Here is a 26,133-nt window from a genome sequence, read left to right as displayed (position 1 = left end):
GGGACAGTGGCCGAACCGGTGCCCCTGGGCGCGCGTGTGCGCCCCCGGGGGCACCGGTGTGCGACCACTTCCCGTCCCACGTCGGCACCCCGGTGCCGTCCGGGCATGGAATCATGGCGGCAACGGCCCAATCGGTGGGCCGTTGCCTTGGGTTGGCGATGGCTCACGACCACGGCCACAGCCTTCAGGGGGAGGAACGATGGCGGACAGCTTCGGCCCTATGCGTGGAGAGGACTCCGACGGCGTCACCGGCATGGGCCCGCACGCGGGCTCCAGGTACCAGGAGTCGGTCGGTGAACCGGCCGGGGAGGCGAGCAGGGAGCCGATCAGGGTCCTGGTGGTGGACGACCACGCGCTGTTCCGCCGGGGACTGGAGATCGTCCTCGCGGCCGAGGAGGACATCCAGGTCGTCGGTGAGGCGGGGGACGGTGCCGAGGCCGTGGAGAAGGCCGCGGACCTGCTGCCGGACATCGTCCTGATGGATGTGCGGATGCCCAAGCGGGGTGGCATCGAGGCGTGCACCTCCATCAAGGAGGTGGCCCCCAGCGCGAAGATCATCATGCTGACGATCAGTGACGAGGAGGCCGATCTCTACGACGCCATCAAGGCGGGTGCGACCGGCTACCTCCTCAAGGAGATCTCCACGGACGAGGTGGCCACCGCCATTCGAGCGGTGGCCGACGGACAGTCGCAGATCAGCCCCTCCATGGCGTCGAAGCTGCTCACCGAGTTCAAGTCGATGATCCAGCGCACCGACGAGCGTCGGCTGGTGCCCGCGCCCCGGCTGACGGACCGTGAGCTCGAGGTGCTCAAGCTCGTCGCCACGGGGATGAACAACCGCGACATCGCCAAGGAGCTGTTCATCTCCGAGAACACCGTGAAGAACCACGTGCGCAACATCCTGGAGAAGCTGCAGCTGCACTCCAGGATGGAGGCGGTGGTCTACGCGATGCGGGAGAAGATCCTCGAGATCCGGTGACGTCAGGCGAGGGCGCGGGTCAGCTCCCGGGTGAGCGGTTCGCGCAGTTCGGGCGCGTCGACGCGCTCCACGCGGACGTTCGTGCAGTCCACCCAGCTCGCCGCCTCGACCAGGGCCTGTGCGACGGCGGGGACCGCCTCGGGGCCGTCCAGCGTGATCTGCCTGGCCACCAGCGTGCGACCCTCGCGCGCCGGGTCGACGCGGCCGACCAGCCGGCCCCCGGCGAGCACGGGCATCGCGAAGTAGCCGTGCACCCGCTTCTGTTTCGGCACGTAGGCCTCCAGGCGGTGAGTGAAGCCGAAGATCCGCTCGGTGCGCGCCCGTTCCCACACCAGGGAGTCGAACGGGGACAGCAGCGTCGTGCGGTGACGTCCGCGCGGAGGCGCGGCGAGGGCCTCCGGATCGGCCCAGGCCGGCTTGGACCAGCCCTCGACCGTGACCGGCACCAGGCCCGAGTCGGCGATCACCGCGTCGACCTGATCGCCCTTGAGACGGTGGTAGTCGGCGAGGTCCGCGCGGGTCCCGACGCCGAGGGACCGGCCGGCCAGGCGGACCAGCCGACGCAGGCACTCGGCGTCGTCCAGCTCGTCGTGCAGCAGGGCGTCGGGGATCGCGCGTTCGGCGAGGTCGTAGACCCGCTTCCAGCCGCGACGCTCGACGCACACCACCTCGCCGTACATCAGGGCACGCTCGACGGCGACCTTGGCACCGGACCAGTCCCACCACTCGCTGGTGCGTTTCGCGCCGCCCAACTCCGTGGCCGTGAGCGGGCCCTGGGTGCGGAGCTGCTTGACGACCTGGTCGTAGACACCGTCGGGAAGTTCGTGGTTCCAGTGCGGGCGGCCGCGGTAGGCGCGGCGGCGGAAGGCGAAGTGCGGCCACTCCTCGACGGGCAGGATGCAGGCCGCGTGCGACCAGTACTCGAACGCGTGCGGCGGCTGGATGCCGGCCTTCCAGTACGCGGCCTCGACCGTTTCCCGGCCCACGGCGCCGAGGCGGGCATAGGGGATGAGCTCGTGGGAGCGGGCGAGGACGGAGATGGTGTCGAGCTGCACCGCGCCCAGGTGACGCAGGACCCCCCGGACGCCGGAACGGCGGTCGGGGGCGCCCAGGAAGCCCTGGGCGCGCAGGGCGATGCGGCGGGCCTCTGCCGCCGAAAGGTCCGTGGCCGGACGCGGGAGAGTCGTCATACGTCCGCACGATAGGGGCTGGCACTGACACCGGCTCCGGGTCCGGACGGACGCCGCCCCCTCTTCCTCTTCCGCTCCCTCACCCGCTCACTCCCCGGCGGGCAGGTACGGCGCCGTGGACGGGAGTCCCAGGTCGGACGGCAGCAGGGAGCCCACCCAACAGTCCCGCAGCACGCCCTTGTTGTTGACCGCGGAGCGCAGGGTGCCCTCGACGACGAAGCCCGCCCGTTCCGCCACCGCGCGGGAGGCCCGGTTGCCCACCTCGGCGCGCCATTCCACCCGGTCGATCGACATCTTCGTGAAGGCCCAGCGGGAGACGGTGACGACGGCCTCGGTCATGTAGCCGTTGCCGCGGTGCTCCTTGACGCCCCAGTAGCCGATCTCGCCCACCCCCAGGGAGCGCATCGTGACGCCGAGCATGCCCGTGAACTCCCCGGAGCGGAGGAACACACCGAAGGTGAACATCGAACCGTTCGCCCAGCCGTCCGGACACATCTGCTCGATGAAGCCCCGCGCGTGCTCGGGAAGATACGGGGAGGGGACCGTGGTCCAGCGCTGGATGTCGGCGTCCTGGCAGGCGGCGTACACCGCGTCGGTGTCCTGCGGGCCGACCGTGCGCAGCAGAAGGCGGTCGGTGGTGAGCGTGACGGGTTCCATCGGCCGATTCTGCTCGTGGAGGAGTGAGCGGCGCCAACCCTTTGCCGTACGTGAGGAAACGGTCACCCTTCGCACAACCCGATGGGTGAAGCGGCACCATCCGTGGGCTCCGGACGTTGTCCCCTTTGAAGCAGCCGTGAAACAGATACGAAGCCGTGCGTGGTCACCGTCGCGGCAGGCCTCCCGACGTGGTGGGGTCCTCGCATACGATGGCCGTTGCTCAGCAATGAAATGGAAACCGACCGTCCCAGGCCCGACCGGCAAGGAGACCACCCCCCGTGTCCGTCCTCTCGAAGATCATGCGTGCAGGCGAAGGCAAGATCCTGCGCAAACTGCACCGCATCGCGGGCCAGGTCAACTCCATCGAAGAGGACTTCGTCGACCTCTCCGACGCCGAGCTGCGTGCCCTCACCGATGAGTACAAGGAGCGGTACGCCGACGGTGAGAGCCTGGACGACCTGCTCCCCGAGGCCTTCGCCACCGTCCGCGAGGCCGCCAAGCGCGTCCTGGGCCAGCGCCACTACGACGTGCAGATCATGGGCGGCGCCGCCCTCCACATGGGTTACGTCGCCGAGATGAAGACCGGTGAGGGCAAGACCCTCGTCGGTACCCTGCCCGCGTATCTGAACGCCCTGTCCGGCAAGGGCGTCCACATCATCACGGTCAACGACTACCTGGCCGAGCGCGACTCCGAGCTGATGGGCCGCGTCCACAAGTTCCTGGGCCTCGAGGTCGGCTGCATCCTGGCCAACATGACGCCGGCCCAGCGCCGCGAGCAGTACGGCTGCGACATCACCTACGGCACGAACAACGAGTTCGGTTTCGACTACCTGCGCGACAACATGGCGTGGTCCAAGGACGAGCTCGTCCAGCGCGGCCACAACTTCGCCGTCGTCGACGAGGTCGACTCCATCCTCATCGACGAGGCCCGTACGCCGCTGATCATCTCCGGCCCGGCCGACCAGGCCACCAAGTGGTACGGCGACTTCGCCAAGCTGGTCAAGCGCCTCAAGCGCGGTGAGGCCGGCAACCCGCTCAAGGGCATCGAGGAGACCGGCGACTACGAGGTCGACGAGAAGAAGCGCACGGTCGCCATCCACGAGTCCGGGGTCGCCAAGGTCGAGGACTGGCTGGGGATCGACAACCTCTACGAGTCGGTCAACACCCCGCTGGTGGGCTACCTGAACAACGCCATCAAGGCCAAGGAGCTCTTCAAGCGCGACAAGGACTACGTGATCATCGACGACGAGGTCATGATCGTCGACGAGCACACCGGCCGTATCCTCGCCGGCCGCCGCTACAACGAGGGCATGCACCAGGCGATCGAGGCGAAGGAGTCGGTGCCGATCAAGGACGAGAACCAGACGCTCGCCACGATCACCCTTCAGAACTTCTTCCGCCTCTACAAGCGCCACGACCACAACGGCAAGGAACAGCCCGGCCTGTCCGGCATGACCGGTACGGCGATGACCGAGGCCGCCGAGTTCCACCAGATCTACAAGCTCGGTGTGGTGCCCATCCCGACCAACCGGGACATGGTCCGCAAGGACCAGGCGGACCTGATCTACCGCACCGAGGTCGCCAAGTTCGAGGCGGTCGTCGACGACATCGAGGAGAAGCACTCCAAGGGTCAGCCGATCCTCGTGGGCACCACCTCGGTGGAGAAGTCCGAGTACCTCTCCCAGCAGCTCAGCAAGCGCGGCATCCAGCACGAGGTGCTGAACGCCAAGCACCACGACCGTGAGGCGACGATCGTCGCCCAGGCGGGCCGCAGGGGCTCCGTGACGGTGGCCACCAACATGGCCGGCCGTGGTACGGACATCAAGCTCGGCGGCAACCCCGAGGACCTCGCCGAGGCGGAGCTGCGCCAGCACGGTCTCGACCCCGAGGAGCACATCGAGCAGTGGGCACACGCCCTGCCGGACGCTCTGGCGCGGGCCGAGGAAGCCGTCAAGGCCGAGAAGGAAGAGGTCGAGCGGCTCGGCGGGCTCTATGTGCTCGGCACCGAGCGGCACGAGTCGCGGCGGATCGACAACCAGCTGCGCGGTCGTTCCGGCCGTCAGGGCGACCCCGGCGAGTCCCGCTTCTACCTCTCGCTCGGCGACGACCTGATGCGCCTGTTCAAGGCCCAGATGGTCGAGCGCGTGATGTCCATGGCGAACGTCCCGGACGACGTGCCGATCGAGAACAAGATGGTCACGCGCGCGATCGCGTCGGCCCAGTCGCAGGTCGAGACGCAGAACTTCGAGACCCGTAAGAACGTCCTGAAGTACGACGAAGTCATGAACCGGCAGCGCGAGGTCATCTACGGCGAGCGGCGCCGCGTCCTGGAGGGCGAGGACCTGCACGAGCAGATCCACCACTTCATGGACGACACCATCGACGCCTACGTCCAGGCCGAGACGTCCGAGGGCTTCCCCGAGGACTGGGACCTGGACCGGCTGTGGGGCGCCTTCAAGCAGCTCTACCCGGCGAAGGTCACCGTGGAGGAACTGGAGGAGGAGGCCGGCGACCGCGCCGGGCTGACGGCCGAGTTCATCGGCGACTCCATCAAGGAGGACATCCGCAAGCAGTACGAGGAGCGTGAGGCGCAGCTCGGCTCCGAGATCATGCGTGAGCTGGAGCGCCGGGTCGTGCTGTCGGTCCTGGACCGCAAGTGGCGCGAGCACCTCTACGAGATGGACTACCTCCAGGAGGGCATCGGCCTGCGCGCGATGGCGCAGAAGGACCCGCTGGTCGAGTACCAGCGTGAGGGCTTCGACATGTTCACCGCGATGATGGACGGCATCAAGGAGGAGTCCGTCGGCTACCTGTTCAACCTGGAGGTCCAGGTCGAGCAGCAGGTCGAGGAGGTCCCGGTCGAGGAGGTCAAGCCGGAGCCGGTGGCGCAGGACGCGGTGCCCGCGCAGGCGGGTGTCCGGCCGGAGATCCGTGCCAAGGGGCTCGACGCCCCGCAGCGGCGGAACCTGCACTTCTCCGCGCCGACCGTGGACGGCGCGGGCGGCACCATCGAGGGCGAGTTCGCCGAGGACGAGCCGGTGCGCTCCGAGGCCGACGGCCTCACGCGCGCCGAGCGCCGCAAGCAGGCGCGGGGCGGTCGCCGCCGCAAGAAGTGAGCGAGCTGCGAGGCTTCTGAGCCGATCGAGCGGTGAGGCTCCGTACGGAGCCGTGAGAGCAGGCGGAGGGCCGGGCAGACCCCAGGGTCGCCCGGCCCTCCGGCGTCAGTGGTCGTGGGGGCGGGGTGGGCGGGTACCGCCCAGTTCCACGGCGGTGCAGCGCCAGCGCAGGTCCTGGCCCTGTTCCAGGCGGAAGGCCATGGCCCGCAGCCGGTCACCGGCACCGATCCGGGCGAACACCTCGAGCGCGCCCTCGCGGGGGACGTAGTAGCCGATGTCCCGCACCACCGGGCGGGTGCCACGGGTGCGCAGCGGACCGCGCTCGGCGAGGTCCGCCAGTTCGTCGTAGGCGCGGCCCGCGGTGTGCCGGAGCATCGAGTGGACGGGCCGCTGACCGCTCAGGACGGCGAGCAGCAGCTCGGCGAAACGGTCGGTGGGGCGGGGCTGCGCCGGCCGGGGAGGCCGGGGTGCGGGGGCCGCCGGCAGAGCCGGGCGCCGTCGCAGCGGGGCGATGGCCGTGGCCGTGGCCCTGGCCGTCGGCGTGAAGGACGGCGGGCGGTTGTCGGCGGGACGCGTGGACGCCGGGGCGGGCACGGGGGAGGGGCGGCCCCCGCCGGGGGGCGGGGCGGGTGCGGTGCCTCCGGCAGGGGTGCGCGGCGGGACGGTGCCGCCGGTGGGGCGGCGCGTGTCGCGGCGGCCGGGAGGGCGGGTGCCGGTGCGGTGCTGCGCCCTGGTCATGACCTTGTTCACAGGACTCCGTTCGACGGGCCGGGAGTCGCCGTCGGCCGGGGGACCGAGGCGATACCGAGCAGTAACTTAGGGGTTGGGGATCTTGTACGGGGCGGTGGAGTGCGGCGGCAAGGCGCCGTGAGCCGTGTCGGGACGGCAGTGGAATTCACTTATCCGAGTGAATGGCGGCGCCTCGGCCCCGCACTGGGGCGGGCGCACCGGGTGAATTCCGGACTCGGGGTGGACGCGGCCCAGGGGGTGGGCAGGGACCCGATGGGGGACGCCGCACGTATCCTGAAGGCCCAGCCGGCCGGGTGCGACCACGCCTCGACGGAACGCCGGCGGACCTCCGACCACGAAAGCGGCCGACATGCGCGTCTACGTCCCCCTCACCCTCCCGGGTCTCGCCGAGGCGTACCGGACGGGTGAGCTGGGCGCGGGACCGTTCGCCGCCTACGGTGTGACGCCCGCGCTGCGCGAGTGGTGCCGCTCCGAGGACGTCGAGGAGCTGGAGTACGCGGCGCTGGGCGGTGCCGCGCTGGCCTCGCTGCGGCTGCTGGCGGCGGACGCCGCGGCGCCGCGGCGCCGGGTCGTGGTCGCCGTGGACGTACCCGACCGGGCGGCCTCGGCCGATCCGGCCCCCGGCCCCGGTGCGGTGCGGATCGACGGGCCCGTCCGGCTGGACGGGGTGGCGGCGGTGCACGTGGACGCTCGGGACGCGGAGGCGGACGTGGCGTCGGCCGCGGACGCGCTGCCGGCCGCGGACGGCGGGGACGCCGTCGCCCAGTCCACCGTGGACGGGGCGGAGGACCACGAACTGCTGTGGTACGCCACCCAGGAGATCCCGAACCTGCTGGGCCCGACGGCTTAGAGCCTGCCGGGAGCCCGATTGTCAGTGGCGGCGGGTACTTTTTCTTCCATGGGGATGCACACGGACGCGCACATCGTCTGGGACTGGAACGGCACGCTGTTCCACGACGTCGACGCGGTCATCGGCGCGACGAACGCGGCCTTCGCCGAGCTGGGCCTGGAGCCGCTCACGCTGGAGCGGTACCGGGAGCTGTACTGCGTGCCGGTGCCGAAGTTCTACGAGCGGCTGATGGGGCGGCTGCCGAGCGGGGCCGAGTGGGAGCTGATGGACGCGACCTTCCACCGGTACTACTCCGAGCACCGGGTGCGGTGCGCGCTCGCCGAGGGCGCGGCCGAACTGCTGGCGCAGTGGTCGGCGGCGGGGCGCAGCCAGTCGATCCTCAGCATGTACGGGCACGACGACCTGGTGCCGCTGGTCCGGGGCTTCGGCATCGAGCCGCACTTCATACGCGTCGACGGGCGGACCGGGCCGTCCGGCGGAGGCAAGGCGGAGCACATGGTGCGCCACCTCGGCGCGCTGGCCGGCGTCGACCCGACGCGCACGATGGTGATCGGGGACGCCGCCGACGACGCGCTGGCCGCCCGGCACATCGGGGCGGGAGCCGTGCTCTACACCGGCGGCTCGCACAGCCGGGCCAGCCTCGAAGCGGTCGGGGTGCCGGTGGTGGACACGCTGGCGGAGGCCGTAGCGGAAGCGGAACGCCTGGTCGGCTGAACACCGGGCTCGCGCACTCGGCACCGCGGGCGCGCACTGTGCAGAACGTCCAAGTTCCACCCCATGTTTTGTACACATACGGCTCATGACGGGCCCCCTGCGGGGGGCGATAGCCTGGGTGGCGTGATCAGCGCGATAGCTCGCGGGGGCCTCGTCGTCCCCGCCGTGCGCCCGGAGAGCACGGACGACATCCGTGGCCGGGCGGAACTCGCTGGTCCTCGCGGGCGGGAGAGGGCCCGAAGGGTTCCAGGGGCGCGCGGCACTCCCCGGGCACGGACGCGGCAGAGAGCAGCGTCACACCCGGCGGGCGCGTCGAAGTTGGCAGAGAAGCCCCCGCTCGTCTCATCTTGCGGCATAGCGTCGGAACGGACCGGGCACCCCGCGTCGTACCACCGCACCGCAAGCGCGGAGACAGTACTTCCTTCTACGTCACGCAATGGCGCGCGACAGGAGTCAGAGGACAATGCAGACCAAGCTGGACGAAGCAAAGGCCGAGCTGCTCGAACAGGCCGCCCGGGTAGCTGAGAACAGCCCGGCCGGCGGGAAACTGCCGACCGGGACGACGGACAAGGGCATGCCCGACCGGGACACCGTGCTCGCGTTCCTCCAGCGCTACTACCTGCACACCGCCCCGGAGGACCTCCTCGGCCGCGACCCGGTCGACGTCTTCGGAGCCGCCGTCGCGCACTTCCGGCTGGCCGGGAACCGTCCCCAGGGCACGGCCAACGTCAAGGTCCACACCCCGACCGTCGAGGAGAACGGCTGGACCTGCAGCCACTCCGTCGTCGAGGTGGTCACCGACGACATGCCCTTCCTCGTGGACTCCGTCACCAACGAGCTGACCCGTCAGGGCCGGGGCATCCACGTCGTCATCCACCCGCAGATCGTGGTCCGCCGCGACCTCACCGGGCAGCTGATCGAGGTGCTCGCCAACCCGCCCGCCGCCGACCTCCCGCACGACGCCCACACCGAGTCCTGGATCCACGTCGAGATCGACCGCGAGACCGACCGCGGCGACCTCAAGCAGATCACCGCCGACCTGCTGCGCGTCCTGTCCGACGTCCGTGAGGCCGTCGAGGACTGGGGCAAGATGCGGCAGGCCGCCACCGAACTGGCCGAGCGACTGCCCGACGAACCCGTCCCCGGGGACGTGCCGGAGCAGCAGGTCGAGGAGGCCCGGGAGCTGCTGCGCTGGCTCGCCGACGACCACTTCACCTTCCTCGGCTACCGCGAGTACCAGCTGCGCGACGACGACTCCCTCGGCGCCCTCCCCGGCACCGGTCTGGGCATCCTGCGTGCCGACCCGCACCACGCCACCCCGGAGGGCCACCCGGTCAGCCCGTCCTTCGAGCGGCTGCCCGCCGACGCCCGCGCCAAGGCGCGCGAGCACAAGCTGCTCGTGCTGACCAAGGCCAACAGCCGGGCCACCGTGCACCGGCCGTCGTACCTGGACTACATCGGCGTCAAGAAGTTCGACGCCGACGGCAACGTCGTCGGTGAGCGCCGCTTCCTCGGACTGTTCTCCTCCGCCGCCTACACCGAGTCCGTCCGCCGGGTCCCGGTGATCCGCCGCAAGGTCGAGGAGGTCCTCGAGCGGGCCGGCTTCTCGCCGCACAGCCACGACGGGCGCGACCTGCTGCAGATCCTGGAGACCTACCCGCGCGACGATATCTTCCAGACTCCGGTCGACGAGCTCCAGGCCATCGCCACCTCGGTGCTCTACCTCCAGGAGCGCCGTCGCCTGCGGCTCTACCTGCGCCAGGACGAGTACGGGCGCTACTACTCCGCCCTCGTCTACCTCCCGCGCGACCGCTACACCACCGGGGTACGCCTCAGGATCATCGACATCCTCAAGGAGGAGCTCGGCGGCACCAGCGTCGACTTCACCGCCTGGAACACCGAGTCGATCCTGTCCCGGCTGCACTTCGTGGTCCGTGTCCCGCAGGGCACCGAGCTGCTCCAGCTGTCCGACGCCGACAAGGAGCGCATCGAGGCCCGCCTGGTCGAGGCCGCCCGCTCCTGGGCCGACGGCTTCGGCGAGGCACTCACCGCCGAGCTGGGCGAGGAGCGCGGCGCCGAACTGCTGCGCCGCTACGCGGGGGCCTTCGCCGAGGGCTACAAGGACGACCACACCCCGCGCAGCGCCGTCGCCGACGTCGTCCGGCTGGAACAGCTCGACGAGGAGAAGAACTTCGAGCTCAGCCTGTACGAGCCGGTGGGCGCGGCTCCCGAGGAGCGCCGCTTCAAGATCTACCGCCAGGGCGAGGCCGTCTCCCTGTCCGCCGTGCTGCCCGTGCTCCAGCGGCTCGGCGTCGAGGTCGTCGACGAGCGGCCCTACGAGCTGCGCCGCGCCGACCGCAGCGTCGCCTGGATCTACGACTTCGGGCTGCGGATGCCCAAGGCACCCGGCGGCGCCGACCACTTCGGTGACGACGCCCGTGAGCGGTTCCAGGACGCCTTCGCCGCGACCTGGACCGGCAAGGCGGAGAACGACGGCTTCAACGCCCTCGTGCTGAGCGCCGGACTGGACTGGCGGCAGGCGACGGTGCTGCGCGCGTACGCCAAGTACCTGCGCCAGGCCGGCTCCACGTTCAGCCAGGACTACATGGAGGACACCCTCCGCAACAACGTCCACACCACCCGGCTGCTCGTCTCCCTGTTCGAGGCGCGGCTGTCGCCGGAGCGGCAGGGCGCCGGGTTCGAGCTGCTGGACGCCCTGCTGGAGGAGATCGACGCCGCCCTCGACCAGGTAGCCTCGCTCGACGAGGACCGCATCCTGCGCTCCTTCCTCACCGTGATCAAGGCGACGCTGCGCACCAACTTCTTCCAGGGGGCGAGTGACGGCCGCCCGCACGACTACATCTCCATGAAGTTCGACCCGCAGGCCATCCCCGACCTGCCGGCGCCGCGTCCGGCGTTCGAGATCTGGGTGTACTCGCCGCGCGTCGAGGGCGTGCACATGCGCTACGGCAAGGTAGCGCGCGGCGGCCTGCGCTGGTCGGACCGCCGGGAGGACTTCCGCACCGAGATCCTCGGCCTGGTCAAGGCACAGATGGTGAAGAACACCGTCATCGTGCCGGTCGGCGCCAAGGGCGGTTTCGTCGCCAAGCAGCTGCCCGACCCGTCCGTGGACCGCGACGCCTGGATGGCCGAGGGCGTCGCCTCCTACAAGACGTTCATCTCGGCGCTGCTGGACATCACCGACAACATGGTGGCCGGCCAGGTCGTGCCCCCGGTGGACGTCGTCCGGCACGACGGGGACGACAACTACCTCGTCGTCGCGGCCGACAAGGGCACCGCGCGGTTCTCGGACATCGCCAACGAGGTCGCCGCGTCCTACGACTTCTGGCTCGGCGACGCCTTCGCCTCCGGTGGCAGCGCCGGATACGACCACAAGGGCATGGGCATCACCGCCCGCGGCGCCTGGGAGTCCGTCAAGCGGCACTTCCGGGAGCTGGGCGTGGACACCCAGAGCCAGGAGTTCACGGCCGTCGGCATCGGTGACATGTCCGGTGACGTGTTCGGCAACGGCATGCTGCGCAGCGAACACATCCGGCTGGTCGCCGCCTTCGACCACCGGCACATCTTCATCGACCCGAACCCGGACGCGGCCGTCGGCTACGCCGAGCGCCGCCGCCTGTTCGAGCTGCCGCGCAGCTCCTGGGCGGACTACGACCCCGACCTGCTGTCGGCCGGCGGCGGGGTGTTCCCGCGCAGCGCCAAGTCCATCCCGGTCAACGCCCAGATCCGCGAGGCCATCGGCCTCGACGAGAGCGTCACCAAGGCGACCCCGGCCGACCTGATGAAGGCGATCCTCAAGGCGCCGGTGGACCTGCTGTGGAACGGCGGCATCGGTACGTACGTCAAGGCGTCCACCGAGTCCAACGCGGACGTCGGCGACAAGGCCAACGACGCGATCCGCGTCGACGGCAAGGACCTGCGGGTCGCCGTCGTCGGCGAGGGCGGCAACCTGGGCATGACCCAGCTCGGCCGGATCGAGGTCGCGCTGCACGGCGGCCGGATCAACACCGACGCCATCGACAACAGCGCGGGCGTGGACACCTCCGACCACGAGGTGAACATCAAGATCCTGCTCAACGGCCTGGTCACGGACGGCGACATGACGGTCAAGCAGCGCAACAAGCTGCTCGCCTCGATGACCGACGAGGTCGGCCGGATGGTGCTGCGCACCAACTACGCGCAGAACACCGCCATCGCCAACGCCCTGGCCCAGTCCAAGGACATGCTCCACGCCCAGCAGCGCTTCCTGAAGCACCTGGTGCGCGAGGGCCACCTCGACCGGGCCCTGGAGTTCCTGCCCACCGACCGCCAGATCCGCGAGCGGCTGGCCGCCGGGCAGGGCCTGACCGGCCCGGAGACGGCCGTCCTGCTGGCGTACACGAAGATCACGGTCGCCGAGGAGCTGCTGAGCACCTCGCTGCCCGACGACCCGTACCTCAAGAGCCTGCTGCACGCGTACTTCCCGACCCCGCTGCGCGAGCAGTTCCTCGACCGGATCGACGGCCACCCGCTGCGCCGCGAGATCACCACGACCGTCCTGGTCAACGACACGGTCAACACCGGCGGTACGACGTACCTGCACCGGATGCGCGAGGAGACGGGAGCATCGCTGGAGGAGATCGTCCGGGCCCAGACCGCGGCCCGCGCGATCTTCCGTTCCGCCCTGGTGTGGGACGCCGTCGAGGAGCTCGACACCAAGGTCGACGCGGACGTCCAGACCCGGATCCGGCTGCACTCGCGGCGGCTGGTGGAGCGCGGCACGCGCTGGCTGCTCAACAACCGGCCGCAGCCGCTGGAACTCGAGGAGACGGTCGCGTTCTTCGCCGAGCGCGTCGAGCAGGTCTGGTCGCAGCTGCCCAAGCTGCTGCGCGGCGCGGACCTGGAGTGGTTCCAGAAGATCCACGACGAGCTGACGGGCGTCGGCGTCCCCGGCGAACTCGCCACCCGCGTGGCCGGCTTCTCCTCCGCGTTCGCGGCGATCGACATCGTCTCGGTGGCCGACCGCCTGGGCAAGGAGCCGCTGGACGTCGCCGAGGTGTACTACGACCTCGCCGACCGGCTGCGCATCACCCAGCTGATGGACAGGATCAGTGAGCTGCCCCGCGCGGACCGCTGGCAGTCCATGGCCCGCGCGGCGATCCGCGAGGACCTGTACGCGGCGCACGCGGCGGTGACGGCCGAGGTGCTGGCGCAGGGCAACGGCACGGCGTCACCGCAGCAGCGGTTCCAGGTGTGGGAGGAGAAGAACGAGGCCCTCCTCGGCCGGGCCCGCACCACCCTGGAGGAGATCCGCAGCTCGGACACGTTCGACCTGGCCAACCTGTCCGTGGCGATGCGGACGATGCGGACGCTGCTGCGCCCGCACGCGTAGGCCACGGCGCCGGCACGGCACTGACGCACACAGGGGTGTCCCGGACCGTCGGGTCCGGGGCACCCCTGCGGTGTGCTCGGGGTGCCCCGGACCCGATGTGGTGTTAAGGCTCGGAGAGTGACTGTCCGTCCTGCCCGCTCCGGCCGTTCTTCCGGTACCCGGTCCGCCCTGTCCGGGGGGACCGGCAGGCCGCGTGCCGCGCCCCGGCCGGCGGACATCGCCCGGACCGCCGTTCAGGTCGCCGCCGGGCTGGCCCTGGTCCTGCTGCTCGCGGTGATCGTCCGGCTCCCGTGGGCCGGTGACCTCGGCATGCACGCGGCGACCCTGCAACGCCTGCGGCACGACCTGGCCGACCCCGGCAACCCCCTGGTCGACGCGGACACGCAGAGCCCGTACTACTCGCCGTGGACCGTGCTGCTCGGCGGCCTCGCCCGGCTGACGGGGCTGCCTGTTCTCGTAGTGCTGCGGCTCGCCGCCCTGGCCGGACTCGCGCTGCTGGTGACGGGCGTATGGCGCTACGTACGGGCACTGACCGTATGCGGGACGGCTCGCGGGACCGGGCCCCGGGCCGCGGGCGGGACCGTGAGCCGTCCCGCGGGCGGGGCCCGGGCAGCGCACGAGACCGGGCCACGGACCGCGCCCGGGCCGGGGCAGCGGGCGGTCTTCGCACTCGCCCTGCTGAGCCTGCTGTTCCTGTGGGGCACGGCCCCGTTCCTGTGGAGCGGCTTTCCCGGGGCTCCACTCGCTCGCACTGACGGTGTCCTACCCGAGCACCCTCACCCTCGGCCTCGCCTTCCACCTCTGGGCCTGGCTGACGGCCGCGCTGCGCCGCCGGGCCGGGTGGGGAACGTGGGCGGGACTGGGCACGCTGTGGGCGGTGATCCTGCTGTGCCACCAGTTCGCCGGCGTCGTGGCCACGGTCGGCGCCCTCGCCACGGTGCTGTCGGCACGGCCCGCGCGACTGCCGCGGGCGGTGTGGCCGAGGCTCGGCACCGGACTGCTGCTGGGCGTCCTCGTGCTGTGGGCCTGGCCGTACTACGACTTCTTCGCGCTGATGGGCGCCGGCGCCGAGCTGGAGTCGGTGCACCGGGAGCTGTACCGGGACCTGCCGGCCCGGTTCGGGCTCGTCCTGCTCGGCGTGGCCGCGCTGGCCGTGCGGTGGCGGCGCGACCGGTGGGATCCGCTCGCGCTGTTCTTCGCGCTGGGCGTGCCGGTCTTCGCGGCGGGCCTGCTGAGCGGCCACTACGCGTGGGGGCGCGCACTGCCCGCCGTGCTGATCCCGGCACAGCTCGCGGCCGCCCTGGAGACGTTCGGCGCGGCGCGGCGCACGCTGCGCGCGGGGTGGGCCGTCGTCCTGGCCGGTGCGCTGGCCGTCGGCGCGTGGGCGCAGGCGGGAGCGGTGGGCTACGTCGTCCCGCGCGACGCACTGCCCCGGGCGGTCGAGGCCCGGTACCGGGAGCCGTGGACGGGGTACGACTGGATGACACCGTGGGTGGAGTACGGGGACGTCGTCATGGCCGCGACGGAGCAGGCCCGCCGGATTCCCGCGTACGGGCCCTACACGGTTGCCCCCGGTTACCCCGACTTCTTCCTGCTGGACGAGAAGCGCAGGGCGGCGGCCACGGAGCAGTACTTCGCGCCGCGCACACCGGAGCGGGTGCGCCGGGACATCGAGCGGGCTTACGGGGTGCGGTGGGTGGTGGACACGACGGGCACACTGCACGACACCGGGCTGCGGGCCGTGACCCGGGGACCGGAGGGCCAGACGCTCTACGCGGTGCGCTGACCGGGCACCTCACCACCCCAGCACGTTCGCCACCGGGCGGGCCAGGCGCCGTACCGCCGGGCGGGTCACCCGGGCCGTCACGCCCACGGGTTCCCAGCGGAGCTGCAGGCGGCCCGCGCCGTGGCCCTCCGGTTCGACGGTGACGAGGTGCGGGGCCGTGCCACAGCGGTACGGGACACGGGCGGTGAACGAGGGGAAGGCCAGGGGCGCCAGCAGGAGACCCGCGTTGCCCTGCCCCCGGAGAGTGAGGCGGAGCAGCGGATGGCGCACCCCGGCGAACCCGCTCACCGGCAGGGAGGCGGCCGCCGGGTCGAGGCCGACGCGGCCCTCGAAGACACCGGGGCGGACGGGAGAGAGGCGGAAGGGCACGGTGAGGCGGCGCCGGCCGGGAGAGACGAGGAGGGTCGCGCGCTGCGGGCCGAGCGGGAGGCGCAGCGCCGGATCGTAGGTGCGCACCGTCAGTTCGACCGATCCGCCGGGACCCCGGGCGATGTCCGTGATCTCGTGGCGGAACAGGGCGGTGGGGAAGGGGCGGGTGTCCGGCTCCAGGTCGGAGAGGTCCAGTTCGGCGCGGGCGGCGGCGGACGCGGGAACCCGGTCGCCCCAGTAGGCGCGGCCGTCCGGGCCCACGGTCAGCTGCCTCGGGGCGATGTCGTGGCCCAGGCCGCGGGCCGCCTGCCGGGCCTCGGACAGGCGGCGGTCACGGAGCAACCGGAGGACGACCCGTTCGGCGCGCGGGAGGCGGGCGTACGCGCCGGGCGACAGCGTCTCCAGGTACGGGTTCAGCAGGTCCGCGAAGCCCGCGAGCCACTCGTCGTCCCGGTGGGGCAGGTCGCCCGTGTACATCCGGACGTCGTGCTTGAGGAACTTGTGGTCCTTGTCCGCCCGCAGCGACGCGTGCCCGCTCTCCGTGAGGAAGGCGTCGATGAGGTGCTGGACGCGGATCCGGTCGCGGACGTTGTCCAACTTGTGCCGCTGGTTGGAGATGGAAGCCGACTCCTGGGCGGCGTAGGGCGCTATGTGCCAGAGGTACACCGGCTCCGGGACGATCGTGAACCTCCTCGCCAGGCAGTACGCCTGCGCCGAGAACAACTGGTCCTCGTAGTGGATGCCCTCGGGGAAACGCAGGCCGTGCCGGTCGAGGAAGGCCCGGGAGTACATCTTGCCGGTCGACAGGTGCTCGAAGAACAGCCGCGGATCGGCCTCGATGCCGTCCAGGGTGCGGCGCTCGCGCACCAGATGCGGCATCCAGGTGGAGCGGCGGCCGGTGTCGGTGCGGACGCGTCGTACCGCGCCCATCGCGAAGTCGATGTCCCGTTCGCGGTGGGCGGCGAGCAGCAACGCCACGGCGTTCGCGGGGAGTTCGTCGTCGCTGTCGAGGAACATCAGATACGGCGCGCGGGCGGTCTCCAGGGCACGGTTGCGGGGCGCGCTGCAGCCGCCGCTGTTGTACGGCAGGCGCAGATACCGGATACGCGGGTCCGAGGCCGCCAACCGCCGTGCCACCCGGGGGGTTTCGTCCGTCGAGTGGTCGTCGCTGATGACGATCTCGAGGTCGCGGTGGGTCTGCCGACGGACCGACTCGACCGCGCGGGGGAGGCGTTCGGCGTCGTTGTAGACGATGACCGTCACGGTGACGTCGGGCGCGTCGAGTGCCTCTCGAAGGTCGCTCGCCTCGGGGGGCGGCCTCATCAGGAGCTCGCCTCCTCGGGGTCGGGCGCCGGAGTGCGCTCCTCCAGGAGCAGCACCGGCGGCAGCGACTCCTCGTCCTGGCCGAGGAAGACCCGGCGTACGACGCGTTCGGCGGCACGGCCGTCGTCGTACTCGCAGAACCGGCGCCGGAAGACGGCCCGCGCCTTCGCCGCGCTCGCGTCGCGCCAGGCGTCGGTGGTGAGGATCCCGGTCAGCTCCTCCTGGGTACGGGCCACCGGACCCGGCGCCTCGGCCGTCAGGTCGAAGTAGACGCCGCGCGTCTCCCGGTAGACGTCCCAGTCGTCGGCGTGGATCACCAGGGGGCGGTCCAGGTTGGCGTAGTCGAACATGATCGACGAGTAGTCGGTGACCAGCAGGTCGGCGGCCAGGCACAGGTCCTCGACCGGGTCGTAGGACGAGACGTCAACGATGCGGGCGCTGCGGCCGCCGCGTCGCAGCGCGGTGAGGGGGGAGGCGCTCCCGGCGGTTCCGTCGTAGAAGTAGTGGCCTCGAACCAGCAGGACGGTGTCCTCGCCGAGGTGGTCGGCGAGCGCGGCGAGGTCCAGGTGCGGGACCCAGCCGGCCTCGTAGTCGCGGTGCGTGGGCGCGTACAGCACGGCCCGGCGCCCCGGGGCGATGCCGAGGCGCTCGCGGACCGCGCGGACGTCGTCGGCGCCGGCCGTGTAGTAGACGTCGTTGCGCGGATAGCCGTAGTCGAGCGAGACATGGCGGGACGGGTACGCCCGCTGCCACATGCGGGTCGTGTGGCTGTTGCTGGAGAGGCTGTAGTCCCACTTGTCGACGCGCTCCAGCAGCGCCTGGAAGTCCAGGCCCCGGGAGGCGGCCGGGAACGGCATCTGGTCCACGCCCATGCGCTTGAGCGGGGTGCCGTGATGTGTCTGGAGGTGGACGGCGTCGGGGCGTTTGACCACGGCGTCCGGGAAGTTGACGTTGCTGACGAGGTACTTCGCGGTGGCGAGCACCTCCCCGTAGCGGCGGGTGCCGGGCACCACATGGTCCGTGCCGGGCGGGAGCAGGGCGGCGTGGTGGGCGGTCACCACCCACACCGGGTGGATCCACGGGGCGAGTTCGGCGAGCTTGGCGGCGATCGCGGCCGGATTGCAGGCGACCCCGCGGTTCCAGTACGCCGTGAACACCGCCAGGTCCGGGTCGACGGGGCGGCGCAGGGCCCTGCGGTAGTGGTGGTCGCCGAGCAGGGCGCCGAGCTGCCGCCTGCCGGCGCGCGCCGCGGACCCGGCGGCACGGCGGGTGCGGTTGGCGGCCTGGAGGGCGCGGTACCGGGTGTAGGCGCCCTCCTCGAGCAGTGAGCGCCGTACGCCCTCGATGCCTGCCGGGCGCCGGTGGCCCTCGGGGCGGTGACGTACGGCGGCCAGCGAGGCGCGGCGGAAGAACTCCCGGGCGACCGGATCGGGCATGCCGCCGCGGACGAAGGTGCGCAGGCAGTCGCGGACCATGATCTCGTACAGCACACCGTGGACGACGGGACGGTCACCGGCGAGGCCGAGGAGGGCTTCGTAGTGCTCGACGAGGGCGTAGCGCTGCTCGGGGGTGACCGGCGGGAGAGCGGCGGGCCGCAGCCGCCGGTCCTCGTGGGCGACGCGGGGCAGACAGGCGACGCGGTCGGCGAGCAGGAGGGCGGCGCGGGCGGCGTACGGTTCGTCGAACGTGGTGTCGGCCGTGGTGCCGGTCGGGGTGCCGTCCGTGGCTCCGGCCGTGGTGAGCCGGGTGTGATGGGCTCGCCAGAAGGCGGCGCGCAGGACGCGGGTGCCGAGCAGCGGGGTGAGGCGCAGCAGGCGCGCGCAGTCGTCGAGGGCGAGGTCGGCGCGGCCCGCGCGGACGAGCAGGGGGCCGTCGGGGGAGGGCAGGCCGGGGCTGCGCCAGGTGCTGCGGACGTGGTCCAGGAGCAGGACGTCCACGGTGTCGGGGAGCCGGGCGAGGTGCTCGGCGACGGTCCGCGGACCGCCGGGCGGCAGGCCGTCCTTGGCGGGGACGAAGTGCAGCCAGCGGCCGGTGGCCAGGGCCGCCCCCGCCGCCCTGGCCGCCGCGTCGGACGTGCCGTCGGGCAGGGGCAGCACCTGGACGTCGGGGGTGTGCCGCTCGGCGGTCTCCCGGGCCCAGTCGCCCACGGCGGCGACGATGACCTCGATGTCCGGGAAGGGGGAGGCTTCGAAGGCGGCGAGGGAGCCGGGGGAGCAGAGGGAGTCGAGGAGGCCGGTCAGGTGGTCCTGGGTGTTCGGCCCGTGGACGATGACGCTGAGCTCGGGCATCTCGGGGCTCCTTCGTCTCGTCACCGATCCGGGCGTTCCCTTCGGTCATAGTGGCATCAATGCGACGAAGGGGCCGCCCGGAGACGGACGGGCGGCGCCTCACGAGGGAGCGGTGGCGGCCTCCGGCTCGGTCACCGTCGTGGGCTCGGCCGCTGCCTTCGGCTCGGGCTTCGGTTTGGGCTTCGGTTTGGGCTTGCGGGCCTTGTCCGGGCCGCCGGTGAACTTCTCGTACTCCTTGAGCACGTCGTCCGTCGGCCCGTCCAGGCGCAGCTCGCCCCGCTCCAGCCACAGCACGCGCTCGCAGGTGTCGCGGATCGACTTGTTGCTGTGACTGACCAGGAACACCGTCCCGGCGTGTTTGCGCAGCTCGCGGATGCGGGTCTCGGAGCGCTTCTGGAAGGAGCGGTCGCCCGTGGCCAGCGCCTCGTCGATGAGGAGGACGTCGTGGTCCTTGGCGGCGGCGATGGAGAAGCGCAGCCGGGCGGCCATGCCGGAGGAGTAGGTGCGCATCGGCAGGGTGATGAAGTCGCCCTTCTCGTTGATGCCGGAGAAGTCGACGATCTCCTGGTAGCGCTCCCGGACCTGTTCGCGGGACATGCCCATGGCGAGGCCGCCGAGGTGTACGTTGCGCTCGCCGGTGAGGTCGTTCATCAGGGCGGCGTTGACGCCGAGCAGGGAGGGCTGGCCGCCGGTGTAGATCCGGCCGTTCTCCACCGGGAGCAGGCCGGCGACGGCCTTGAGCAGGGTCGACTTGCCCGAGCCGTTGGTGCCGATCAGGCCGATGGCCTCGCCCCGGTAGGCGACGAAGGACACGTTCCGCACCGCGTGCACCGTGCGCACGCCGGCCGCCTTCTCGGTCTTCCGGCGCCGCACGATGCGGTTGAGGGCGGCGGTGGCGGAGCCGCGCCCGGCGCCGGTGCCGTTGACCCGGTAGACGATGTCGACGCCGTCGACGATGACGGTGGGGACCTTCTCGGCAGCGGTGTCAGCATTTTCGGTGTTGTCGGTGTTGTCGGTGTTGTCAGCCACGACCGTAGGTCTCCTCGGCCTTCCAGAAGTAGACGAAACCGATCACCCCGGCCAGCAGCGCCCAGCCCACCGCGACCGCCCACACATGCGGCGGCAGATACCCGGAGCCGTAACCGTCGATCAGCGCGAAGCGCACCAGGTCCATGTAGACCGCGGCCGGGTTCCACTGCAACACCTCGGCCAGCCAGCCCGGCACGTCCCTGCCGGCCAGCATCGCCGGGATGCTGAACATCACCCCCGAGGCGTACATCCAGGTGCGCAGCACGAACGGCATCAGCTGGGCCAGGTCCGGCGTCCGGCTGCCGAGCCGCGCGAAGATCAGCGCCAGCCCGGTGTTGAAGACGAACTGCAGCCCCAGCGCGGGCACCACCAGCAGCCAGGACCACCCGGGCAGGCTGCCGAACGCCAGCACCACCAGCACCAGCACCACCATCGAGAACAGCAGCTGCTGCAGCTGCTGCAGCGCGAAGGAGACCGGCAGCGCCGCCCGCGGGAAGTGCAGCGCCCGCACCAGGCCCAGATTGCCGGAGATGGCCCGCACCCCGGCCAGCACCGAGCTCTGCGTGAAGGTGAACACGAACACCCCGGTCACCAGGAACGGCACGTAGATCTCGTGCGGGATGCCCCGGCGGGCGCCCAGCAGCAGCCCGAAGATGAAGAAGTACACCGCCGCGTTCAGCAGCGGGGTGGCCACCTGCCACAGCTGGCCCAGCCTGGCCTGGCTGTACTGCGCGGTCAGCTTCGCCCGGGAGAAGGCCAGGACGAAGTGCCGGCGCGCCCACAGCTCGCGGACGTAGGCGGGCAGGGTGGGGCGGGCGCCGCTGACCGTCAGCCCGTACCGGGCGGCGAGCGCCGGGAGATCGTCCTCGACCGGGGCCGGGCGGACCGGTGGGGAAGGCGGTGTGTGGAGGGCCTGACTCACATCCGCTTCTTTCGCTAGGGGGTGGGGGTGGCGGCGGGGCGGTGCGATGCCGTGTTCCGCCCGGTGTTTCCCCGCGTGTCTTCGCGCGTTCACTTACGTCGGGACGGCACCGTATCGTCGCAACGTGAGCGTAGGGTGAACGCACGTCGGAACGCAACCGTTCCGTCGCAACGACCGAGGCGGGCGGTGCCGGTCTGTGCCGGATCGGTGTACGTGTCGGCGTCAGAACGGACCCGTATCGTCGTCACGCCCTATGCTGAGCCGCATGACGACCAACGCCGACGAGCCCCAGCCGCGTCCGCGCCGCAGGGCCCCCGCCGGGGCCGCCGTACTGCGGGAGGACGTGACGGAGGCCATCCGGGCGGCCGTCTTCGAGGAACTCGCGGCCGTCGGCTACGCCCGGATGTCCATCGAGGGGATCGCGCGCCGCGCGGGCGTCGGCAAGACCGCGGTGTACCGCCGCTGGCGCTCCAAACTGCACCTGGTCCTCGACCTGGTCTCCGCCCTCGCCGTGCAGGGACTGCCCGCGCCGGACACCGGCTCCCTGGAGGGAGACCTGCGGCTGCTGTACGAGGTCACCTCACGCGCCCTGCGCCACCCCGTCGCCTCGCAGATCCTCCCCGACCTCCAGGCCGAGGCCGCCCGCAACCCCGACATCGCCGAGGCACTCCAGAAGGCGCTGCGGGAGGGCCAGGACGGGGTCGCCAGGGGCGTCGTCACGGCGGCGCAGCAGCGGGGCGAGGTACGCCCCGGCGTCGACCACGCCCTGGCCCTCGACCTGATCTCCGGCCCCCTGTACTGGCGCTCGGTGGTCATCCGCAACCCGAAACTGCCGAAGGGCTACCTGCCCGCCCTCGCCCGCGCCACGACGGCGGCCCTGAAGGCGCTGTGAGCGGGCGCGGTCACGCCGACGGGTGGAGGCGGAGCCAGCCCTTCCAGGCTGAGGTGATCATGTCGTCGACGGTGTGGCGGGCCTTCCAGCCGAGTTCGGTGGCGGCGCGGTCGGCGGAGGCGACGACGCTCGCCGGGTCGCCGGGGCGGCGGGGGGCGACCGTGGGCGGCAGGTCGTGGCCGGTGAGGGCGTTGATGCGGTCGATCATGCCCCGGACCGAGACTCCCTCGCCGCGGCCGATGTTGAGGGTGAGGTCCCGGCCGGGAGCGGCGCGCAGGGCGCGGGCCGCGGCCACGTGGGCCTCGGCCAGGTCGACCACATGGATGTAGTCGCGGACACAGGTGCCGTCCGGGGTCGGGTAGTCGTCGCCGAAGATGCGCGGGGGCGCCTGATCGGTGAGCTTCTCGAAGACCATGGGGACGAGGTTGTAGACGCCGGTGTCGGCGAGTTCCGGGCTCGCGGCGCCCGCCACGTTGAAGTAGCGCAGGCAGGCCGTGGACAGACCGGTGGCCCGGCCCGCCGCACGGACCAGCCACTCACCGGCCAGTTTCGTCTCCCCGTACGGGGACATCGGGGCGCAGGGGGTGTCCTCGGTCACGAGTTCGGCGGCGGTCTCCGGCATGCCGTACACCGCCGCCGAGGAGGAGAAGACGAAGGACGACACGGCATCGGTCGCCGTCACCGCCTCCAGCAGGACGCGCAGGCCCTCGACGTTCTCCCGGTAGTAGTGCAGGGGCAGTTCCAGCGACTCGGCGACCTGCTTCTTCGCCGCCAGGTGGACGACGCCGGTGACCTCGTGGTCGGCGAGGGCGCGTGCCACCCGCTCGTCGTCCAGGGTCGAGCCGACCACCAGCGGCACTCCGTCCGGCACCCGGTCGGAAATGCCGGTGGACAGGTCGTCGTACACCACCGCCCGCTCGCCCGCCTCGGCCATCGCCCGTACGACGTGCGCCCCGATGTAGCCGGCGCCACCGGTGATCAACCAGGTCATGTGCGGAGGTCCCCTCGTCGTTGGCCACGGTGGGTGGTCGGTCCCCGCCGCTCTCCCGGATCCTAGTGAAGCAGGCGCCGCAGTCTCCCGCGTACGACCGAGGCGGCACCGTGTGCGCCGCTTGCGACCCGCAGTGCCAGCGCGCCCGAGTGGGTGGCGTACGGCTGGACCAGCACCACGCCGTGCCGGGCGCTCGGCACGGCGCGGCGGCGCAGCAGGCCGGGGCCCGCACGCGCGTGCGCGGTGACCTCGCGGCTCGAGCCGTCGCCGAAGCGCACCCGCAGACGCAGGTCCCAGGCGCCGGCGCCGAGCGCGGCCAGCCGGGCCGGCCGTACGGTCGTCTCCGCGGACCAGCCGCCCCCCGCCGCCGCCCGCAGCGGAACCGTGCACGCCCTCCTGCCGCCGCCGTCCCGGTGCCGCCACTCGATCTCCAGTTCCGACGGGTGCGCCCGCTCCAGCAGGCCGTACAGCTCGTGCAGGTGCAGGCGCAGCCGGGTGGCACGGGCGCGGGGGCGCAGTTCCGCGTCGACGGCGAGCGGCAGCCGGGTCACGGGGCGGGCCAGCAGGGGCTCCAGGGTGACCCCGGGCAGGTCGGCGGACCAGCAGGGCGTACCGTCCGCCGTGCGGGGGTACGGCGGGCACAGCCGCGCCGGGCGGCCCGCCAGTTCCTGGAGGCGGGGCAGGTCGCGCGGCTCGGGGGAGGCCAGCAGGACCCGCCCGATCAGCCGGCCGGGCGCGACCGGGTCGCGGGCCCAGTCGGCCGCGTCGTACTCGGCGAGGAACGCGCGCGTGTGCGCCCACCACGCGCGCCGGTAGTCCGCGTCGTGCAGCCGCAGCTCCCGCACGTACATGCGCAGCTCGTGGTCGAGGAACTTGGCCCGCGCCGCCCGCGCCAGCTCCTTCTGCCCGGCGGCCAGCAGGATCTCGTACGCCGTGCGGCACGCGCGCGTGCGGTCCCGCCAGTTGTCGAGGCCCGCGCGGTCCAGCGAGATCGACAGCCGCCGGGCGGACCGGCGCACCTGCCAGACGTAGACCCGGTCCGGGACCAGGGCGACGCGTGGGGCGGCGGACCACAGGCGCGCGGTGAAGACGAAGTCCTCGTAGGGGAAGCGCCCCTCGGGGAAGCGGATGCCGTGCGCGCGCAGGAACGCCGTCGCGTAGAGCTTGTTGACGCAGAGGGTGTCGTGCACCAGGCGGGGGCGCCGGGCGGGGTGCGCGAGCACCCGGGGCGCCGCGTACAGACCGGGCTGCCACGGCACCTCGCGCCCCGACGGCAGCTCGCGGCGCACGCACAGCCCGCCGGTGACGTCCGCGTCCGCCGCGCCCGCCGCGCCGAGGAGCGCGTCCACGGCACCGGGCGGGAGGACGTCGTCGCTGTCCAGGAACATCACGTACGGCGAGGTCGCCGCGTCCAGCCCGGTGTTGCGCGGGGAGCCGCAGCCGCCGCTGTTGGCGCGGTGCCGGATCAGCCGGAGACGGGGTTCGGTCCCGGCCAGCCGGGCGAGCAGGCCCGCGCTGCCGTCCGTCGAGCAGTCGTCGACGGCCACGACCTCGCGCACGGCCGGCCCCTGTCCGAGCGCCGAGCGCACGGCGTCGGTCACATGGGCGGCGTCGTCGTGGCCTATCACCACGACGGTGACGCCGGTGCCGCCGTCGTCGGCGGTCTGGGGGCGGTGGGGGTGCATAGGCGTCCCCTGGGGCTCGGGTGACTGGTCACTGACCTTTTGCCCGTTAAGAGGTGCTTCGTACCCCCGTGTCCGCCGTGGCGGCGCCGCGGCGGCCGTCAGGCGCCGTTCGCCGCCGCCGTGTCCAGTGCGGCGGTGAGCCGGTCGAGGCGGGCCCGCAGTGACTGGATCTCGTCGATCTCGAAGCCGGTCGCGGCGACGATCCGGCGCGGGACGTCCACGGCCCGCTCGCGCAGCGCGGTGCCCTCCTCGGTGGGTCGCACCTCCACCGAGCGCTCGTCGAGCGCGCTGCGCTCCCTGCGCACCAGGCCGGCCGTCTCCAGCCGTTTGAGCAGCGGGGACAGGGTGCCGGAGTCGAGCCGCAGATGTTCGCCGAGCTTCTTGACGGGCAGGGTGCCGTGCTCCCAGAGAGCCAGCATCACCAGGTACTGGGGATAGGTGAGGCCGAGATCCTTGAGGACCACGCGGTACACGCCGTTGAAGGCGCGCGAGGTGGCGTGCAGGGAGAGGCAGATCTGCCGGTCGAGGCGGAGCCAGTCGTCGGCGGGACCGGGCGGCGGGGCACCGGCCGGGTCCGTGGCCGACGGCGGAGACGTGGCCGGCGGGGGGTTCGGGGTCGGTGTCATGGCTCCAGGGTAGCCCTTTCGAGCCATTTGATTGTGTGCAATTTAATTGTGTGCTCTACTTACGGTCGTGCGGCGGCCGGAGCCCCTGAAGGCAGAGGGCCGGCTGCCCGGCCACGACTCGAGAGGGAAGGTTTCCCATGGACGCGCTCTACACCGCTGTCGCCACCGCCACCCACGGCCGCGAGGGCCGCGCCGTCACCTCCGACGGCAAGCTGGACCTCGGTCTCAGCGCCCCCGTGGAGCTGGGCGGCAGCGGCGAGGGCACCAACCCGGAGCAGCTGTTCGCCGCCGGTTACGCGGCCTGCTTCGGCAGCGCCCTCGGCCTGGTCGGCCGGGCGGCGAAGGTCGACGTCAGCGAGGCCGCGGTGACCGCCGAGGTCGGCATAGGCAAGCAGGGCGAGGGCTTCGCGCTCGCCGTGACGCTGCGTGTCGAGCTGCCCGACACCGTGGACGAGGAGACCGGCCGCAAGCTGGTCGAGCAGGCCCACCAGGTCTGCCCCTACTCCAACGCCACCCGCGGCAACGTCCCGGTCGACCTCGTCATCGAGTGACCGAGTAGCCGAGCAGTCGGGCA

General features: G+C 72.0%; 17 protein-coding genes and 1 pseudogene. 8 read left to right on the top strand and 10 right to left on the bottom strand.

Features of this window, described 5'->3' with window-relative positions; genetic code table 11:
• Nucleotides 1–199: 199 nt before the first annotated feature.
• Nucleotides 200–979 (top strand): response regulator, encoded by a 780-nt coding sequence (locus ACVW19_RS13020; RefSeq protein WP_457459434.1) that lies wholly within the window; start codon nt 200–202, stop codon nt 977–979.
• 2 nt (nt 980–981) lie between these two features.
• Here ACVW19_RS13020 and ACVW19_RS13015 read toward each other — a convergent pair whose 3' ends face one another.
• Together ACVW19_RS13015 and ACVW19_RS13010 are read right to left on the bottom strand one after the other, a co-directional pair.
• On the bottom strand, nt 982–2,169 hold the full coding sequence (locus tag ACVW19_RS13015; protein WP_457459433.1) for a winged helix-turn-helix domain-containing protein: 1,188 nt from the start codon (nt 2,167–2,169) through the stop codon (nt 982–984).
• 87 nt (nt 2,170–2,256) lie between these two features.
• Nucleotides 2,257–2,826 (bottom strand): GNAT family N-acetyltransferase, encoded by a 570-nt coding sequence (locus tag ACVW19_RS13010; RefSeq protein ID WP_457459431.1) that lies wholly within the window; start codon nt 2,824–2,826, stop codon nt 2,257–2,259.
• Between the two features lie 278 nt (nt 2,827–3,104).
• Between ACVW19_RS13010 and secA the strand changes: the two genes are divergently transcribed.
• A complete protein-coding gene (secA, locus tag ACVW19_RS13005; RefSeq protein ID WP_457459429.1) occupies nt 3,105–5,942 on the top strand; it encodes a preprotein translocase subunit SecA in 2,838 nt (945 codons plus the stop codon).
• A 105-nt stretch (nt 5,943–6,047) separates the two neighbouring features.
• Here the strand turns inward: secA and ACVW19_RS13000 are convergent, their stop codons facing one another.
• The gene (locus tag ACVW19_RS13000; RefSeq protein ID WP_457459427.1) at nt 6,048–6,692 is read right to left on the bottom strand and encodes an Rv3235 family protein; all 645 of its coding nucleotides are present in this window, start codon (nt 6,690–6,692) and stop codon (nt 6,048–6,050) included.
• Nucleotides 6,693–7,041: 349 nt separating this feature from the next.
• Between ACVW19_RS13000 and ACVW19_RS12995 the strand changes: the two genes are divergently transcribed.
• The 4 genes and pseudogenes from ACVW19_RS12995 to ACVW19_RS12980 all read left to right on the top strand — a co-directional run bounded on the left by ACVW19_RS12995 (nt 7,042) and on the right by ACVW19_RS12980 (nt 15,434).
• Nucleotides 7,042–7,542, top strand: a complete 501-nt coding sequence (locus tag ACVW19_RS12995) for a DUF6912 family protein (protein ID WP_457459426.1) — start codon at nt 7,042–7,044, stop codon at nt 7,540–7,542.
• A 48-nt stretch (nt 7,543–7,590) separates the two neighbouring features.
• Nucleotides 7,591–8,256 (top strand): HAD family hydrolase, encoded by a 666-nt coding sequence (locus ACVW19_RS12990; RefSeq protein WP_457459424.1) that lies wholly within the window; start codon nt 7,591–7,593, stop codon nt 8,254–8,256.
• Between the two features lie 463 nt (nt 8,257–8,719).
• Nucleotides 8,720–13,648, top strand: a complete 4,929-nt coding sequence (locus tag ACVW19_RS12985; RefSeq protein WP_457459422.1) for an NAD-glutamate dehydrogenase — start codon at nt 8,720–8,722, stop codon at nt 13,646–13,648.
• Nucleotides 13,649–13,816: 168 nt separating this feature from the next.
• Nucleotides 13,817–15,434 (top strand): annotated as a pseudogene (locus tag ACVW19_RS12980) (hypothetical protein).
• Between the two features lie 9 nt (nt 15,435–15,443).
• Here the strand turns inward: ACVW19_RS12980 and ACVW19_RS12975 are convergent.
• The 4 genes from ACVW19_RS12975 to ACVW19_RS12960 all read right to left on the bottom strand — a co-directional run bounded on the left by ACVW19_RS12975 (nt 15,444) and on the right by ACVW19_RS12960 (nt 21,365).
• Nucleotides 15,444–17,126 carry a glycosyltransferase gene (locus ACVW19_RS12975; protein ID WP_457459420.1) on the bottom strand — a complete coding sequence of 561 codons (1,683 nt, stop codon included), beginning with the start codon at nt 17,124–17,126 and terminating at the stop codon, nt 15,444–15,446.
• Nucleotides 17,126–19,414, bottom strand: coding sequence for a CDP-glycerol glycerophosphotransferase family protein (locus ACVW19_RS12970; RefSeq protein WP_457459418.1), 2,289 nt, complete (start codon nt 19,412–19,414; stop codon nt 17,126–17,128). The genes ACVW19_RS12975 and ACVW19_RS12970 overlap by 1 nt, the downstream gene beginning before the upstream one ends.
• A 99-nt stretch (nt 19,415–19,513) precedes the next feature.
• A complete protein-coding gene (locus tag ACVW19_RS12965) occupies nt 19,514–20,443 on the bottom strand; it encodes an ABC transporter ATP-binding protein (RefSeq protein WP_457459417.1) in 930 nt (309 codons plus the stop codon).
• A complete protein-coding gene (locus ACVW19_RS12960) occupies nt 20,436–21,365 on the bottom strand; it encodes an ABC transporter permease (protein ID WP_457459415.1) in 930 nt (309 codons plus the stop codon). Before ACVW19_RS12960 ends, ACVW19_RS12965 begins: the two co-directional genes overlap by 8 nt.
• Before the next feature lie 253 nt (nt 21,366–21,618).
• Here ACVW19_RS12960 and ACVW19_RS12955 point away from each other — a divergent pair, with 253 nt between their 5' ends.
• Entirely contained in the window at nt 21,619–22,257 is a 639-nt protein-coding gene (locus tag ACVW19_RS12955) for a TetR/AcrR family transcriptional regulator (protein ID WP_457459413.1), read from the top strand.
• 10 nt (nt 22,258–22,267) lie between these two features.
• Here ACVW19_RS12955 and galE read toward each other — a convergent pair whose 3' ends face one another.
• From galE to ACVW19_RS12940, 3 genes are all read right to left on the bottom strand, one after another.
• A complete protein-coding gene (gene galE, locus ACVW19_RS12950) occupies nt 22,268–23,248 on the bottom strand; it encodes a UDP-glucose 4-epimerase GalE (protein ID WP_457459411.1) in 981 nt (326 codons plus the stop codon).
• Between the two features lie 62 nt (nt 23,249–23,310).
• The gene (locus tag ACVW19_RS12945; RefSeq protein ID WP_457459409.1) at nt 23,311–24,933 is read right to left on the bottom strand and encodes a glycosyltransferase family 2 protein; all 1,623 of its coding nucleotides are present in this window, start codon (nt 24,931–24,933) and stop codon (nt 23,311–23,313) included.
• A gap of 98 nt (nt 24,934–25,031) precedes the next feature.
• Entirely contained in the window at nt 25,032–25,559 is a 528-nt protein-coding gene (locus ACVW19_RS12940; RefSeq protein WP_457459407.1) for a MarR family winged helix-turn-helix transcriptional regulator, read from the bottom strand.
• A gap of 137 nt (nt 25,560–25,696) precedes the next feature.
• Here ACVW19_RS12940 and ACVW19_RS12935 point away from each other — a divergent pair, with 137 nt between their 5' ends.
• On the top strand, nt 25,697–26,110 hold the full coding sequence (locus ACVW19_RS12935) for an organic hydroperoxide resistance protein (protein ID WP_457459405.1): 414 nt from the start codon (nt 25,697–25,699) through the stop codon (nt 26,108–26,110).
• Nucleotides 26,111–26,133: the final 23 nt, after the last annotated feature.

This window comes from Streptomyces sp. TE5632, assembly GCF_054061295.1.
Note: the sequence above shows the minus strand (reverse complement) of the source record. Positions and strands in the feature narration are given on the sequence as shown.